This window comes from Mycobacterium sp. NGS22 (genome assembly GCF_059813095.1).
This window is the reverse complement of the sequence record NZ_JCALDY010000007.1, coordinates 233,336-249,241: the sequence shown is the minus strand read 5'-3', so window position 1 is coordinate 249,241 and position 15,906 is coordinate 233,336. Positions and strand designations below refer to the sequence as shown.

13 protein-coding genes are annotated in these 15,906 nt (G+C 67.7%); 9 read left to right on the top strand and 4 right to left on the bottom strand.

Translation table 11 applies throughout. The features are described from left to right. From AC5Y47_RS09455 to AC5Y47_RS09440, 4 genes are all read right to left on the bottom strand, one after another. On the bottom strand, positions 1–2,755 hold a 2,755-nt coding region (locus AC5Y47_RS09455), incomplete at its 3' end, for a PE family protein (protein WP_499943668.1). A 165-nt stretch (positions 2,756–2,920) separates the two neighbouring features. Further along, positions 2,921–4,450 carry a long-chain-fatty-acid--CoA ligase FadD17 gene (gene fadD17, locus AC5Y47_RS09450; RefSeq protein ID WP_499943667.1) on the bottom strand — a complete coding sequence of 510 codons (1,530 nt, stop codon included), beginning with the start codon at positions 4,448–4,450 and terminating at the stop codon, positions 2,921–2,923. 62 nt (positions 4,451–4,512) lie between these two features. Continuing rightward, positions 4,513–5,610, bottom strand: coding sequence for an acyl-CoA dehydrogenase family protein (locus AC5Y47_RS09445; protein ID WP_499943666.1), 1,098 nt, complete (start codon positions 5,608–5,610; stop codon positions 4,513–4,515). 23 nt (positions 5,611–5,633) lie between these two features. Further along, on the bottom strand, positions 5,634–6,815 hold the full coding sequence (locus tag AC5Y47_RS09440; protein ID WP_499943665.1) for an acyl-CoA dehydrogenase: 1,182 nt from the start codon (positions 6,813–6,815) through the stop codon (positions 5,634–5,636). Positions 6,816–7,053: 238 nt separating this feature from the next. Here AC5Y47_RS09440 and AC5Y47_RS09435 point away from each other — a divergent pair, with 238 nt between their 5' ends. The 9 genes from AC5Y47_RS09435 (at position 7,054) to AC5Y47_RS09395 (ending at position 15,899) form a co-directional block, all read left to right on the top strand. Continuing rightward, positions 7,054–7,245, top strand: a complete 192-nt coding sequence (locus AC5Y47_RS09435; RefSeq protein ID WP_499943664.1) for a ferredoxin — start codon at positions 7,054–7,056, stop codon at positions 7,243–7,245. A gap of 15 nt (positions 7,246–7,260) precedes the next feature. Continuing rightward, a complete protein-coding gene (locus tag AC5Y47_RS09430) occupies positions 7,261–8,175 on the top strand; it encodes a 3-oxoacyl-ACP reductase (protein WP_499943686.1) in 915 nt (304 codons plus the stop codon). 196 nt (positions 8,176–8,371) lie between these two features. Beyond that, positions 8,372–9,136 (top strand): MlaE family ABC transporter permease, encoded by a 765-nt coding sequence (locus tag AC5Y47_RS09425; protein ID WP_499943663.1) that lies wholly within the window; start codon positions 8,372–8,374, stop codon positions 9,134–9,136. Between the two features lie 46 nt (positions 9,137–9,182). Beyond that, positions 9,183–10,025: an MlaE family ABC transporter permease gene (locus AC5Y47_RS09420; protein ID WP_499943662.1), complete on the top strand. Its 843-nt coding sequence runs from the start codon at positions 9,183–9,185 to the stop codon at positions 10,023–10,025. Between the two features lie 5 nt (positions 10,026–10,030). Then, positions 10,031–11,233 carry an MCE family protein gene (locus tag AC5Y47_RS09415; protein ID WP_499943661.1) on the top strand — a complete coding sequence of 401 codons (1,203 nt, stop codon included), beginning with the start codon at positions 10,031–10,033 and terminating at the stop codon, positions 11,231–11,233. Continuing rightward, positions 11,233–12,285, top strand: a complete 1,053-nt coding sequence (locus AC5Y47_RS09410; protein ID WP_499943660.1) for a virulence factor Mce family protein — start codon at positions 11,233–11,235, stop codon at positions 12,283–12,285. The genes AC5Y47_RS09415 and AC5Y47_RS09410 overlap by 1 nt, the downstream gene beginning before the upstream one ends. Next, a complete protein-coding gene (locus AC5Y47_RS09405; RefSeq protein WP_499943659.1) occupies positions 12,275–13,336 on the top strand; it encodes an MCE family protein in 1,062 nt (353 codons plus the stop codon). The genes AC5Y47_RS09410 and AC5Y47_RS09405 overlap by 11 nt, the downstream gene beginning before the upstream one ends. Further along, positions 13,333–14,745 carry a virulence factor Mce family protein gene (locus tag AC5Y47_RS09400; RefSeq protein WP_499943658.1) on the top strand — a complete coding sequence of 471 codons (1,413 nt, stop codon included), beginning with the start codon at positions 13,333–13,335 and terminating at the stop codon, positions 14,743–14,745. Before AC5Y47_RS09405 ends, AC5Y47_RS09400 begins: the two co-directional genes overlap by 4 nt. Next, the gene (locus AC5Y47_RS09395; RefSeq protein WP_499943656.1) at positions 14,742–15,899 is read left to right on the top strand and encodes an MCE family protein; all 1,158 of its coding nucleotides are present in this window, start codon (positions 14,742–14,744) and stop codon (positions 15,897–15,899) included. The genes AC5Y47_RS09400 and AC5Y47_RS09395 overlap by 4 nt, the downstream gene beginning before the upstream one ends. The last annotated feature ends 7 nt before the right edge of the window (positions 15,900–15,906 follow it).

Genomic DNA, 15,906 nt, shown 5'->3' with positions numbered 1-15,906 from the left:
TCAGACCCGCGCCGCCGGTACCGCCGGCGCCGCCGCCACCGGCATTGCCCGCATTTCCGCCAGCGCCGCCGTCGCCGGCGGTGGTGCTGCCGGAGCCCTTGGTATTACCGCCGGCAACACCCTTACCGCCGTCTCCACCGGCACCTGCGTTCCCACCGTTGCCGCCTAGGCCGCCGCTGCCCGCGGGCGCCTTGGTGGCGCCGGTGCCCCCGGTGCCCCCGGTACCGCCAACGCCGGCGTTGCCGCCTTGACCACCCTGACCCCCGGATCCGGCTGCCGCGCCAGCGCTGTTGCTGCTACCGCCGACCGCCCCGTTACCGCCGAGGCCGCCCTTGCCGCCGTTGCCGCTGTTGCCCCCGGTGCCGCCGGTCCCGCCGATACCACCGACGCCGGCCGCACCACCGGTGCCACCTTGGCCGCCTTTACCGCCTTGCCCGCCGGTGCCGCCCTGGCCGCCGTCCGGCGCGTCCACCACGCCGGTATTGGGTTGCACCGCATTGCCGCCGGTGCCGCCGTCGCCCGCGTTGCCGGCCGTGCCACCGGTGCCGCCTTTACCGCCACTGCCACCTGGTCCGCCGGCGTCACCACCGCCGCCCCCCGCGCCGCCATTGGCGCCGGTACCGCCGGAGCCGCCCGTGCCTCCCGCGGGAGCCGCAGCCGTGCCGCTTATGCCGCCGCCACCGTTACCGCCGTTGCCGCCGGTGCCGCCCGTACCGCCGTCGCCGCCGTCGCCGCCGGTACCGCCGTTGGCGCCTGCGGCTCCGCCGGCACCGCCTTTGCCGCCGTCGCCACCCACGATGCCGTTTCCGCCGGGCAGGCCGTTGTTGGAGCCCTGGTTGCCGCCGCCGCCACCCTTGCTGCCGTTGCCGCCGTCGCCGCCGTCGCCGCCGTTGCCGCCGACGCCCAGCGCACCCGCGGTGCCACCGTTGGCCGCGCCGCCAGCCCCGGCCGCGCCTCCGGCCCCGCCGGCGCCGCCCTTGCCGCCGGTGACCTGGAGCGTGTTGCTAACGGAGGTGTTGCTGCCGCCGTTGCCACCGTCGGCGCCGTTCCCACCGTGACCACCGGTGCCCCCGGTACCGCCCGTGCCGCCGGCCCCACCGCCGGCACCGCCATTGCCACCCGCTCCGCCGTCAGTGCCGTCCCCAGGGCTGGCGTTAAAGATGAAGGTGTTCTTGCCGTTGGACCCGACGCTGCCCTTGGCTCCGTTGCCGCCGTTGCCGCCGTCGCCGCCGGCTCCGAGAGCGCCGGCCTTTCCGCCACCTCCAGTGCCCGCCGCACCGCCGAGCCCGGCCGCGCCGCCCATGCCGCCGTCCCCGCCTTTGCCACCCGCATTGCCGTTGCCGACGGCGTCCGCGCCGTTGCCGCCCAGACCGCCGGTGCCGCCCGCCCCGCCGGTGCCACCGGTACCGGCGACACCGCCCGGTACCGCCGCCCCGCCTTGGCCGCCGCCGCCACCTTTGCCGCCTGCGAACCCATTGGTGCCGTTGGTACCGGGGACAGAGGCGTTGGTGCCGCCCGCGCCCTTGCCGCCGTCGCCGCCGTTGCCTCCGGTGCCGCCGGCACCGACACCCCCACCGAGCCCGCCGTTGGAGAGGAAGCCGGATACCCCGGCGGAGCCGCCAGGTCCGGCGGCTCCTCCGGTGCCTCCGGTGCCTCCGGTGCCGCCGATGCCGACGGAGCTGTCGGCGCCCAACCCTCCGGTGCCACCGGTCCCGCCCTGGCCGCCGAGGCCGCCGGCACCGCCGTGGCCGAACAACACCGGTCCGGCGCCGCCTTGCCCGCCGGCACCACCGTTACCGCCCAGCCCGCCGGAGCCGCCTACCACGGCGGGGTTCAAAGAGTCGATGCCGGGACCGCCATTGCCACCCTGGCCGCCGGCTCCGCCGACACCGCCGTTCATGAACAACCCGCCCGCCCCGCCGTTGCCGCCGGTGCCGCCGTCGCCTGCCATGCCACCGCCGAGCGCGCCGGGCGCACCGATGCCGCCGGCCCCACCGTTGCCACCCGCCCCTAGCAGGAAGCCGGCGTTGCCGCCGTCGCCGCCGTGACCGCCGGTGCCACCGCCCGCGCCGCCCTGGCCGCCTTGACCGCCGAAGCCCCCGTTGCCGATCAGCAGCCCGCCGTTGCCGCCGTGTCCGCCCAGCCCGCCGAGACCGGCGGCGGCCCCCACGCCGCCGAGTCCGCCGGCGCCCCCGACACCGAACAGCAGACCGCCGTTGCCGCCGGCGCCACCCGGCGCGCCGCCGCTGCCACCGGCACCGCCGATGCCCCCGTTACCCCACAGCCCGGCGGAGCCACCCGTACCGCCGGCCTGGCCTGCCGCCCCCGCGGCCCCGTTGCCGCCGTTTCCGAACAGCCACCCGCCGTCACCGCCGGGGGCGCCCGGGGCCGTCGCATTGACGCCGTTGCCGATGATCGGACGAGACAGCAGCGCCTGGATGGGGTCGGTCGCCGCGGCGGCGGCCAATCGCAGGTTGACCGCCTCGGCGGCGGCATAGGATCCGGCGCCGGAAGTCACCGCCTGCACGAACTGAGCGTGGAACGCCGCGGCCTGCCCGGCGAGGGTCTGATAGCCCTGCGCATGCTGGGAGAACAACTGGGTGACGGCCGCCGACACCTCGTCCGCGGCGGCCGACAACAGACCGGTGGTCGGCGCTGCAGCAGCAGCTGAGGCCGCGGTGATCGTCGATCCGATACTGGCCAGATTCGTGGCTACCGCCGTCATCGTCTCGGGCACTACGAGCAGGTATGACATCCGGCACCTCGCACTGGTTCAAAACGGCCCGACGCGGTCGGGTACGCAATGCTGCAAGCGGTTAGGCGCGGATCGTATCGCGTCTCGGCGGCGGGTTGTTGGATTCGCGCGTAATAGCGGGATCTGTTCCCGCCGATGCGCGTTTGCGCTGGCCAACGGGGTCGATCAGCGGCCAATGGCGAAGACGGGCTCGCCGCAGTCGACGCCCTCGGCCGACAGCTGCCGTTTGAGCACTTTGAACGTCACCGTCCCCGGCAACCCGGCGCTGATCCGCACCTGCGACGGCCATTGTTTGGGCCCCAGGTCGGGTTGTGCGGCCAGGAACGCGCGGAACTCGTCGGCGTCGAATTGCGCGCCGGGCGACAGCACCAGCGCGGCCATCACCTGGTCGCCGACCACCGGGTCGGGCACCGGGTACACCGCGGCTTCCACCACCGCCGGGTGGCGCAGCAGCACCCGCTCGATCGGGGCGGTGCCCAGGTTCTCGCCGTCGACGCGCATCCAGTCGCCGAGCCGCCCGGCGAAATAGGCATAGCCGGCTTCGTCGCGGTAGGCGAGGTCGCCGCTGTGGTAGATGCCGCCGGCCATTCTCTCGGCCTCGGCGACGGCGTCGTTGTAGTAGCCCTCGAACCGTCCCGGCCCGGCGGTGTTGACCACTTCGCCGACCACCCCGGGCGGGCAGGGCTCTCCGGTATCAGGGTCGACGATGGCGATCCCCTCCGGCAGCGGGCCCAGCGAGCCGGGCGGGGTGTCGGGGGTGCGGGCGATCGCCACGCCGCCTTCGGTGGAGCCGAACCCGTCCTGCACCAGACAGCCGAACCGGGCGCTGAAGCGTTCGATGTCGGCGGGTACGCCTTCGTTGCCGTAGACCGCACGCAACGGGTTGTCGGCGTCGTCGGGCTGCTCGGGGGTGGCGAGCACATACGACAGCGGCTTGCCCACGTAGTTGGCGTAGGTCGCGCCGTAGCGACGGACATCAGGCAGAAACTGCGAGGCGGAGAACTTGCGCCGCAACGCCAGCGAACCCTGGCAGGCCGCGGCCACCGCCCAGCCGACCAGGACCGCGTTGGAATGGAACAGCGGCATCGACACGTAGCAGACGTCGTCGGGGCCCAGCGCGAAACGCTGCGCCATGCGTTGCCCGGCGCTGGCCACTTTGCCGTGGCTGCACTTCACCGCCTTGGGTTCACCGCTGGTGCCCGAGGTGAAGATCAGCATGAAAAGGTCCGTGGGACAGGCGGATCGGAACACCGGTAGGGAATCCCGATGGGCGGTCACCTGGTCGGCCCAGGCGTGCGAGTCGACGTCCATGTGGTCGATGCCGTCCAACGTCTCGGCCGATCCGCTGTCGGCCAGCACCAGCTGGCAGTCGGCGTGCTCGATGTCGCGGGCCAGCGCCGCGCCGCGGCGCACCGGGTTCAGCCCGACCGGCACGATGCCGGTCATCGCTGCGGCCACCAGCATCGCCGAGAAGAACGGCGTGTTCTGCAGGAGCACGCCGACGTGCGGCGGACGCGCCGGATCCAGTCGGGCGCGCAGCGCGGCCGCTATGGCAGCGCCGTGCCGAAGGTGTGCACGCCAACTGGTGAAGGAGTCCTCGAAGTAGACGCCGCGGTCGTCGATCTCGGCCAGCGGGACCAGCAGTTCGGTGACCGTGGGGTCGGCGCTCAACTCAAAACCCTCTCGAGTGTGCATCCAGCGTCACGCTCGGCGTCGAATGTGCGTCCAGCCTCACGCTCGGCGCCGAGGGGCAATGGCTAGACCGGGGTTTCGGCCAATTCGCGACCGATCTGGCGCAGCTGCCCGGTGGCACCGCCCAGCGCGAACTCGGTCTCCTTGGCGGACAGGAAATAACGGTGCACCGGGTGGTCGGTGTCGACGCCGACGCCGCCGTGTACGTGCACGATGCTGTGCGCAACCCGGTGCCCGGCATCGGCGGCCCAGAACGCCGCGGACGCGACGTCGATCTCGGCGGGAATGTCCTCGGCCACCTTCCAGGCGGCCTGCGTCAACGTCAACCGCAGACCCTTGACGTCGATGTAGCCGTCGGCGAGCCGTTGACCCACCGCCTGGAAGCTGCCGATCGGGCGGTCGAATTGCTCACGGGTGCGGGCATATTCGGCTGTCAGCTGCAGACCGCGCTCCAGTACCCCGAGTTGGTAGGCACTGCGGCCGAGGGTTGCCAGGGTGCGCAACCAGGCGACGACGACGGCGTCACCAACCTTGCGGCTGGCGGGCACCTCGGTGCCGTCCAGCGCCAGATGTCCCGCGCTGCCCAGTCCGGTGGTCTGCAACGGGGTGACCGTCACACCCGGGTCGTCCGCGGCGACCAGGAAAACGACTGTGCCGGAATCGGTTTCGGCTGGAACCAGGAACGCGTCGGCGGTCGGGCCGAAGCTCACCTGGGTGCGGGTGCCGGTCAACCGAATGCCATCACCATGGCCGGAGGCCCGCACCGGACCTTCGCCCATCTCGCCGTCCAGCGCCACTGTCAGGATCTTCTCACCGCTCACCGCGGGGGCGCCCCAATCACGTTGCAGCTCTTCGGAACCGAACCGGGCCAGGGCGCCGGCGGCCAGCACGATCGAGTCCAGGTACGGCACCGCCGCCAGCTGGTGCCCGAGCGCCACCAGGATCGCGACCTGCTCGAGCACCCCGAAGCCGTCGCCGCCGACCTGGGTCGGGGCTGCACTGGTCAGGATGTCGCTGTCGATCAGCTTGCGCCACAGCTCGCGGTCGAACCGGTGCTCGAGGCCGTCGAGCTCACGCTGACGCTCGGGTGTGCACACCGCGTCGACGATGCTGTCGACCAGGCCACCGAGGTCCTGGGCTGCTTCGGTCGTCGAGAAATCCATGAAATGTCCCGTTCTGTGAAGGGTCAGCGGCTGGCGCGGGGCAGGCCCAGGGCGACCATGCCGATGATGTCGCGCTGGACTTCGTTGGTGCCGCCGCCGAAGGTCAGGATCAGGCACGCCCGGTGCATCCGCTCGACCCGGCCGCGCAGCAGGGCGCCGGGGGAGTCCTGCCGCAGCGTGGCTCCGGTGCCCAGCACCTCCATCAACAGCCGGTAGGCCTCGGTGGCCAGCTCGGTGCCGTACACCTTGGCCGCCGAGGCGTCCGCCGGATTCAACGACGCGGCATCGGCAGAAGCCAGCTCCCAGTTGATCAGCTTGAGCACCTCGGCCTTGGCGTGCACGCGGGCCAAATTGATCTGCACCCACTCCGAGTCGATCAGCCGCGCCCCGCCGTCGTCCTTGGTGTTCTGCGCCCACTCGCGGACCTCCCGCAGGGCCATGAAAATCGGCGCCGACGAGACCAGCGCGACGCGCTCGTGGTTGAGCTGGTTGGTGACCAGCTTCCAGCCCGCGTTCTCCTCGCCGATCAGGTTGGTCACCGGAACCCGCACGTCGGTGTAGTAGGTAGCGCTGGTGTCCGGGCCGGCCATGGTGTGCACCGGGGTCCAGGAAAAACCTTCCGCGGTGGTGGGCACCACCAGCATCGAGATGCCGCGGTGTTTCTTGGCTTCGGTGTTGGTGCGCACGGCCAGCCACACCCAGTCGGCGTAGGCGATCAGGCTCGTCCACATCTTCTGACCGTTGATCACGTAGTCGTCGCCGTCGCGCACCGCGGTGGTACGCAGGTTGGCCAGGTCAGTGCCGGCACCCGGCTCGGAATAGCCGATCGAAAAGTGCAGGTCCCCGGCGGCGATCTTGGGCAGGAAGAACTTCTTCTGCTCGTCGGTGCCGAACGCCATGATCGTGGGCGCCACGCTGTTGATGGTCAGGAACGGCACCGGAGCGCCAGCGATGGCGGCCTCGTCGGTGAAGATCAGCGAGTCCATCGGCGAGCGGTCCTGACCGCCGTACTCCTTCGGCCAGTTCAGGGTGAGCCACCCGTCCTTGCCCATCTGCGCGACGGTCTCGCGGTACACGTTGCCGGTGCCGTACTCGCCCTGTACCGAACTCAGCGCCTCGCGACGCTCCGGAGTCATCAGACCGGCGAAGTACGAGCGCAGCTCGCGACGCAGCTCCTCCTGTTCGGGGGTGTAACTGATGTGCATTCCCGCCGCCTCCGATCAAGCGATCGCGTCAATTCCAGGTACCGGCGCAGCCGCCGTCATCGACACCAGCGGATACCCATCGGCCACCCCGGTTGTAACACGTTCTAGTCTCTGAATCCAGCGACCGTTCCCTGATGCGGACCGGAGCCCTATGGTGGTGCTAGACAGATGCTAGACAAAGACCGAGTTCGAATAACGCGTATTCCCTAACTCCCAGCCCAGGTTCCAGGAGGATGCCGTGCGAGTGAAAGTGGACCGTGACCGGTGCGAAGGTAACGCCGTGTGCTTAGGCATTGCCCCGGATATCTTCGACCTGGACGACGAGGACTATGCCGTGGTGAAGACCGATCCCATTCCCAGTGACCAGGAGGATCTGGCCGAGCAGTCGATCGCCGAATGCCCGCGCGCAGCCCTGTTACGGGAAGACTGACCAGAAACTAGAGGTATTCATAAATTGAGCAGCAACAACGCGACTGATCTGTCCGGCAAGGTCGCGGTGGTGACCGGTGCCGCCGCCGGCCTGGGCCGCGCCGAGGCGATCGGCCTGGCCCGGTTGGGCGCCACCGTCGTCGTCAACGACATCGCCGCCGCGCTGGATTCCTCGGATGTCTTGGACGAGATCGGCACGGCCGGATCCAAGGGGGTCGCGGTCGCCGGGGACATCAGCGCCCGCGAAACCGCCGACGAACTGCTGACCACCGCCGACGGACTGGGCGGGCTGGACATCGTCGTCAACAACGCCGGCATCACCCGCGACCGGATGCTGTTCAACATGACCGACGAGGACTGGGACCAGGTCATCGCCGTGCACCTGCGCGGCCACTTTCTGCTCACCCGCAACGCCGCAACGTACTGGCGCGCCAAGGCGAAAGAAGCCAAGGAAGGCCGCGTCTACGGCCGCATCGTCAACACGTCCTCGGAGGCCGGACTGGTCGGCCCGGTCGGGCAGGCGAACTACGGCGCCGCCAAGGCGGGCATCATCTCGCTGACGCTGACCGCTGCCCGCGCGCTGAGCCGCTACGGGGTGTGCGCCAACGCGATCGCCCCGCGCGCCCGCACCGCGATGACGGCCGACGTGTTCGGTGCCGCGCCGGAAGACGGCGAGATCGACCCGCTCTCACCCGAACACGTGGTGACCCTGGTCGGGTTCCTGTCCTCCCCGGCGGCGGCCGAGGTCAACGGGCAGGTGTTCATCGTCTACGGCCCGAAGGTGACGCTGGTTGCCGCGCCGACGGTGGAGCACCAGTTCGATGCCGGCGCCGCGGCCTGGGAGCCCGCTGAGCTGAGCACGACTATGCAGGGCTACTTCGCCGGCCGGGACCCGGATCGCAACTTCGCCGCCACCGCGCTGATGGACTGATCCCGAAAGACGACCCGCAAGTCGACAGTGCCGAAGTACCAGGTGTGCATCTTCGCTGCAAAAAATTGCGGGGTTCATCGACACCCAGAACTTGTTCTAGTTAATATGAGCCCGCTCACACCAAGCAACGAGTCATCCAACGGTGTGTTTCCGGTCAAGAAAAATCGCCGCGAGCCGCAGATTGGAGGACCCGGTTTTGTTGCAGAAGCTTGCCGTGCCGGCCCGAGGCGTCGGTGGTTTCTTCGAGATGTCGATAGACACTGCCCGTGCCGCCTTCCGGCGGCCATTTCAATTCGGGGAGTTCCTCGACCAGACCTGGATGATCGCGCGGGTGTCCCTGGTCCCGACGTTGCTGGTCTCCATCCCGTTCACCGTGCTGGTCGCCTTCACTCTCAACATCCTGCTCCGCGAGATCGGCGCCGCTGACTTGTCCGGTGCCGGAACGGCATTCGGCACCATCACCCAGCTGGGCCCGATCGTCACCGTGCTCGTCGTCGCCGGCGCCGGGGCCACCGCCATCTGTGCGGACCTGGGCGCACGCACCATCCGCGAGGAGATCGACGCGATGCGGGTGCTCGGCATCGACCCGATCCAGCGGTTGGTGGTGCCCCGGGTGTTGGCGTCGACACTGGTCGCGGTGCTGCTCAACGGCCTGGTCTGCATCATCGGCCTGTCCGGCGGTTACGCCTTCTCGGTGTTCCTGCAGGGCGTCAACCCGGGCGCGTTCATCAACGGGTTGACCGTGCTCACCGGCCTGCGCGAGCTGATCCTGGCCGAAGTCAAGGCTTTGTTGTTCGGGGTGATGGCCGGGCTGGTCGGCTGCTATCGCGGTCTGACCGTCAAGGGCGGCCCGAAGGGCGTCGGCAACGCGGTCAACGAAACCGTCGTGTATGCCTTCATCTGTCTGTTCGTCATCAACGTGGTCATGACCGCCATCGGCGTCAGAATCTCGGCCAAGTGAGGGACGGGGTAACGATGGGGGGAGTTCGAGCGATGGTGAACATGCGATGAGCTACGACGTCACCTTTCGCCTGCGCAATTTCTTATCGAGGTTCGCCGAACCGGTCGACAACTTCGGCGAGCAGGCGTTGTTCTACGGCGAGACGTTCCGTTACGTGCCCAACGCCGTCACCCGCTACCGCAAGGAGACCATTCGTCTGGTCGCCGAGATGACACTGGGAGCGGGCGCGCTGGTGATGATCGGCGGCACGGTCGGGGTCGCGGCTTTCCTGACGCTGGCATCCGGCGGCGTCATTGCGGTACAGGGCTATTCGTCGCTGGGCAACATCGGCATCGAGGCGCTGACCGGGTTCCTCTCGGCCTTCCTCAACGTGCGTGTCGTCGCACCCGTCATCGCCGGCATCGCGCTGGCCGCCACCATCGGCGCCGGCGCCACCGCACAGCTGGGCGCCATGCGGGTTTCCGAAGAGATCGACGCCGTCGAATGCATGGCCGTGCACTCGGTTTCGTATCTGGTGTCGACGCGGTTGATCGCCGGCCTGGTCGCGATCGTGCCGCTGTACTCGCTGTCGGTGCTGGCCGCGTTCTTCGCGGCGCGCTTCACCACGGTCTTCGTCAACGGCCAGTCCGCCGGCCTCTACGACCACTACTTCAACACCTTCCTGATCCCGTCCGACCTGCTGTGGTCGTTCCTGCAGGCCATCGTGATGTCGATCGCGGTGATGCTGGTGCACACGTATTACGGCTACAACGCCAGCGGTGGGTCGGTTGGCGTCGGCATCGCCGTCGGGCAGGCGGTCCGCACGTCGTTGATCGTCGTCGTCGTCATCACCCTGTTCATCTCGCTCGCCGTCTACGGCGCGTCCGGCAACTTCAATCTCTCGGGATAGCGGCGATGTCAGACACTGGATCGCGACGCACCGCCGGCCGAGTGGCCGCGGCGGTGCTGGGCTCGGTGTTGGTGGCCTCGGCGGTCTTCACCTACCTGTCCTATTCGGCGGCGTTCACCTCCACCGAGACGGTCACGGTCTCCTCGCAGCGGGCCGGGCTGGTGATGGAACCCGGCGCGAAGGTCAAGTTCCGCGGCATCCAGGTCGGCAAGGTCGAGGACATCACCTACAGCGGTGACCAGGCACGGCTGAAGCTGGCCATCTACAGCAACGACATGCACTACATCCCGTCCAACTCAACGGTGCACATCGCCGGCAACACCATCTTCGGCGCCAAGTCAGTGGAGTTCATCCCACCACAGACGCCGGCGCCCACCTCGTTGCGCCCAGGGGCCCACGTCGAAGCCAAAGCTGTTCAGCTCGAAGTCAATACCCTCTTCGAGTCGCTGATGAACGTGCTGCACAAGGTCGATCCGGTCGAGCTGAACGGAACGCTGAGTGCGCTGTCGGAAGGGCTGCGTGGCCACGGCGACGACCTCGGTGGGACGCTCACCGGACTGAACACCCTTACCCGCCAAGCGAATCCGAAACTGCCTGCGTTGCAGGAAGACTTCCGCCAGGCAGGGCTTGCCCTCGGCTACTACGGTGACGCCGCACCCGACCTGAACACGGTGTTGGCTAACTTGCCGACCCTCAGCAGGACGGTCGTGGATCAGCAGAACAACCTCAACACCACCTTGCTGGCCACGATCGGGTTGGCCAACAACGGCTACGAGACGCTGGCTCCGGCCGAAGAGAATCTGATCGCCACCGTCAACAGGCTGCGGGCCCCGCTGAAGGTGGCAGCGGACTACTCGCCGGAATTCGGTTGCCTACTGGCCGGCATCGACCGCGGCATCAAGGAGTTCGCCCCTTTGCTCGGAGTCAAGAAAGCCGGTCTGTTCACGTCCTCGAGTTTCGTGCTGGGCGCGCCCGCCTACACCTATCCGGAGAGCCTCCCGATCGTCAACGCCTCTGGCGGGCCGAACTGCCGCGGGTTGCCTGACATTCCGACCAAGCAGACCGGCGGGTCGTTCTACCGGGCACCCTTCCTGGTCACCGACAATGCGCTCATCCCCTACGAGCCGTTCACCGAAGTGCAGTTCGACGCCCCGTCGACCCTGCAATTCCTGTTTCACGGCGCGTTCGCAGAACGGGACGACTTCTGATGGCCGGCGGCGGTATGCCATCGCACCGGTCGATGGTGATCAAGGTCAGCATCTTCGCGCTGGTGATGCTCCTGGTCAGTGCGGCGCTCGTGGTGGTGTTCGGCGACTTCCGGTTCGGCTCGGAAAGCACGTATCACGCCACGTTCATCGACGCTTCCAAGTTGAAGGGCGGCCAGAAGGTGCGCATCGCCGGCGTGCCGGTCGGTGCGGTCTCCGGAGTCAAACTCAACACCGACAACACCGTCGACGTGGAATTCGGTGTCGACAGCCGCTACACGCTGTACTCGTCCACCCGGGCGGTGATCCGCTACGAAAACCTGGTGGGCGACCGGTATCTGGAGATCACCTCCGGCCCCGGAGAACTGCGCAAGCTTCCTGCCGGCGGGACCATCAACTCCGCGCACACCCAACCCGCGCTCGACCTCGACGCATTGCTGGGTGGATTGAAGCCGGTGCTCAAAGGCTTGGACGCGGACAAGATCAACACGATCAGCAGCGCCGTCATCGAGTTGTTGCAGGGCCAGGGCGGAGCGCTGGCTAATGTGTTGAGTGACACCAGCGCCTTCTCGTCGACGTTGGGCAAACGCGATCAGCTCATCGGCGACGTCATCACCAACCTCAACACCGTGCTGGGCACCATCGACCAGCGCAGCGCGCAATTCTCCAGCAGCGTCGACCAGCTGCAACAGCTGATCGACGGGCTGGCCAAGAATCGCGATCCCATCGCCGGTGCCATTCCACCGCTGGCCTCGACCACCACGGACCTGACGGATCTGCTCAGGAACTCGCGCCGGCCGCTGCAGGGTGTCCTGGAAAACGCCCGGCCCTTCGCGACTGAACTTGACACCCGCAAAGCCGAGATCAACAACGACATCGAGCAACTGGGCGAGGACTACCTTCGGCTCTCCGCGCTGGGCACTTACGGCTCGTTCTTCAACATCTATTTCTGCTCGGTCACCATCAAGATCAACGGGCCGGCCGGTTCCGACATCCGACTGGGCCTGGGCGGCTCGGTCGATCCCAGTAAAGGGAGGTGCTCCTTTGCCAAGTAGCTCGCGGGACCGTGACCCGCTGCGCACCGGAGTAATCGGCCTGGTAGTGGTGGTGTCGGTCATGCTCGTCGCCTTCGGTTACTCCAAGTTGCCCTTCTGGCCGCAGGGCAGGAGCTATCAGGCCTATTTCAGCGATGCGGGCGGGATAAAACCCGGAAACAGCGTCCTGATCTCCGGCGTCAAGGTCGGCAAGGTGTCCGAGGTGACTTTGGCCGGCGACAGCGCCAAGATCGTGTTCGACGTGGAGCGCCACATCAACGTCGGCAACCAGTCGCTCGCGGCGATCCGCACCGACACCATCCTCGGCGAGCGCTCGATAGCGGTGAGTCCCGCCGGGTCCGGCCTTGCGACCACGATCCCGTTGAGCCGCACGACCACGCCCTACACCCTGGCGGGCGCACTCGAGGATCTGGGCCAGAACGCCAACAACCTGAACAAGCCCCAATTCGAGCAGGCGTTGCGGGTACTCACCGACACCCTGCACGACGCCACCCCGGGACTGCGCGGCGCGCTGGACGGCGTGACGACGCTATCCCGCACGTTGAACAGCCGGGACGACGCGTTGCAGACCTTGATGGCGCACGCGAAATCGGTAACGGCGGTCTTGTCGCAACGCGCCGAGCAGGTCAAGAGCCTGATCGACGACGGAAACCAGCTGTTTGCGGCACTCGACGAGCGCCGCGCTTCGCTGAGCGCCCTGATCGCCGGCATCGACGACGTCTCCGCGCAGCTGTCCGGATTCGTCAACGACAACCGCAAGGAGTTCGGCCCTGCGCTGACCAAGGTCAACCAGGTGCTGGCCAACCTCAACGAGCGCCGCGACTACATCACCGAGGCGCTGAAGCGGCTGCCCACGTACGCGACCACGCTCGGCGAGGTGGTCAGCTCGGGACCCGGATTCAACGTCAACGTCTATGGCGCGATCCCGGCGCCGTTGGTGGCGACCATGTTCGACTTCGTCTTCCAGCCGGGCAAGCTGCCCGACAGCTTGGCCGACTATCTGCGCGGAATGATCCAGGAGCGCTGGACGATCAGGCCCAAGTCACCATGACGACCAAGCAACGCTTCGGCAGCAAAGGGCTGCGGACAATCACCATCGTCGCGTTGGTCGCGGCGCTGGTCGGTGGCGCGTATGTGTTGTTCTCCGCGAGTGGCGGTGGCCGCAAGCTGACCGCCTACTTCACCTCCTCGGTCGGTCTCTACCCCGGAGACGAGGTGCGCATCCTGGGTGTGCCGGTGGGCGAGATCGAGTCGATCGAACCTCGCGCATCGGACGTCAAAATCGTCATGAACGTGTCCGAGGACATCAAGATCCCGGCCGATGCCAAGGCCGTGATCATGTCGCCGAACCTGGTGGCGGCCAGGTTCATTCAGCTCTCGCCGGCCTACACCGCCGGTCCCGCGCTTTCCGACGGTGCCAGCATCGATCTGTCCCGAACCGCTGTCCCCGTGGAGTGGGACGAGATCAAGGAATCTTTGACCCAGTTGTCGGTTCAGCTGAGTCCTGCCGCGGGCGAGCTACAAGGGCCGTTGGGTTCGGCGATCAACCAGGCCGCGGACACCCTCAACGGCAAAGGCGACTCGTTTCACAGCGCGCTGCTGGAACTGTCGCAAGTTGCTGGGCGCCTTGGCGATTCGCGCGGCGACCTTTTCGGCACCGTCAAGAACCTGCAGATCCTCGTCGACACCCTGGCGCAGAGCAACGAGCAGATCGTTCAGTTCGCCGGGCACGTGGCGTCGGTGTCGCAGGTGCTCGCCGACAGCTCGCGGAATCTGGATACCACCTTGGGCACCCTCAACCAGGCGCTCACGGACGTCAAAGGGTTTCTGCACGAGCACAATTCGACATTGATCGAAACGGTCGACCAGCTCAAGGACTTTACCCAGACGTTGAATAGCGAGAGCGACAACCTCGAGCAGGTCCTACATGTAGCGGGACCCGGTATTACCAACTTCTACAACATCTACGACCCGGCCCAGGGCACCCTCAACGGGCTGCTTTCGCTGCCCAACTTCACCAACCCCGTGCAGTTCATCTGCGGCGGATCCTTCGACACCCAGGGGGGGCCGTCGGGACCCGATTACTTCAGGCGCTCCGAGATTTGCCGCGAGCGATTGGGTCCGGTACTGCGCCGGCTCACCGCAAACTACCCGCCGGTTATGTTCCACCCGCTCAACACGATCACGGCCTACAAGGGTCAGATCATCTACGACACCCCGGCGACCCAGGCCAAAGCCGAGACGCCGGTGCCGGAGTTCACCTGGATTCCGGCCAAGGGCTCGGGGCCGCAGCCCGGGGCGCCGGGGGCCGCCACCGATCTGCAGAGCTTGTTCGTCCCGACGGCTCCCGGGCCTGCGCCGGGCTATGGTCCCGCGCCGGGGCCGGCGTCCGCCCCGGGGCCGGCGTCCGCGCCGGCGCTGCCGGGCCCGCTGCCCGCCGAGCAAGGAGCTGGCCGATGAGGCGGAAGTGGTTGCGTGGCACCGTCCTATTGGCCAGCAGCACAGTGCTGGCCGGGTGTTCCTTCGGCGGGTTGAATTCGCTCTCGATGCCGGGCACCGCCGGTCACGGCGGTGGTGCGTATTCGATCACCGTCGAGCTGCCGGATGTGGCTACGCTGCCGCAGAATTCGCCGGTCATGGTCGACGACGTCACCGTCGGAAGCGTGGCCGGAATCGCAGCCCAGCAGCGTGCCGACGGATCCTTCTACGCCGCGGTCAAATTGGCGCTGGACAAGAACGTGGTGTTGCCGGCGAACGCGACCGCCAAGGTTGCCCAGACTTCGCTGCTGGGTTCGCAGCACGTCGAGCTGGCTCAACCGACCGACCAGCCCGCGGCGAAGGACAAGCTGCGCGACGGGTCCCGCATCCCGGAGTCGCGCACCGGCCGTTTCCCGACGACCGAGGAGGTGCTATCGGCACTGGGTGTGGTGGTCAACAAGGGCAATGTCGGCGCGCTCGAAGAGATCACCGACGAGACGTATCGAGCCGTCGCCGGTCGCCAGGGCCAGTTCCGCGACCTGATGCCCAGACTGGCGGAGCTGGCGTCCGGACTCCGCAGGCAGGTTGACGACATCATCGCTGCCGTGGAAGGGCTGGACCGGTTCTCGGCCATACTGGCGCGCGACAAGGACAATCTGGGCCGGGCGCTGGACACGCTGCCGGAGGCGCTGCGCGTGCTCAACAAGAATCGGGACCACATCGTCGAGGCGTTCTCCTCGCTGCGCAAACTCGCGATGGTCACGTCGAATGTGTTGTCCAAGACCAAGACCGATTTCGCAGCGGACGTCAAGGACCTGTATTCGGTCATCAAGGCGCTCAATGACAGCCGCAAGAACTTCGTCAGCGCGCTGCAGATCATGCTGACCTTCCCGTTCCCCAACTTCGGCATCAAGCAAGCGGTCCGAGGGGACTACCTGAACGTGTTCACCACGTTTGACTTGACGCTGCGTCGCCTGGGTGAGACCTTCTTCACCACTTCCTACGCGCTGGACCCGAACATGATGCATATGGACGAAGTCCTCAACCCGCCCAACTTCCTGATGGGCGAACTGGCCAACCTGTCCGGACAAGCGGCCGACCCGTTCAAGATTCCGCCCGGCACGGCGACACAGTAGAGGCGGG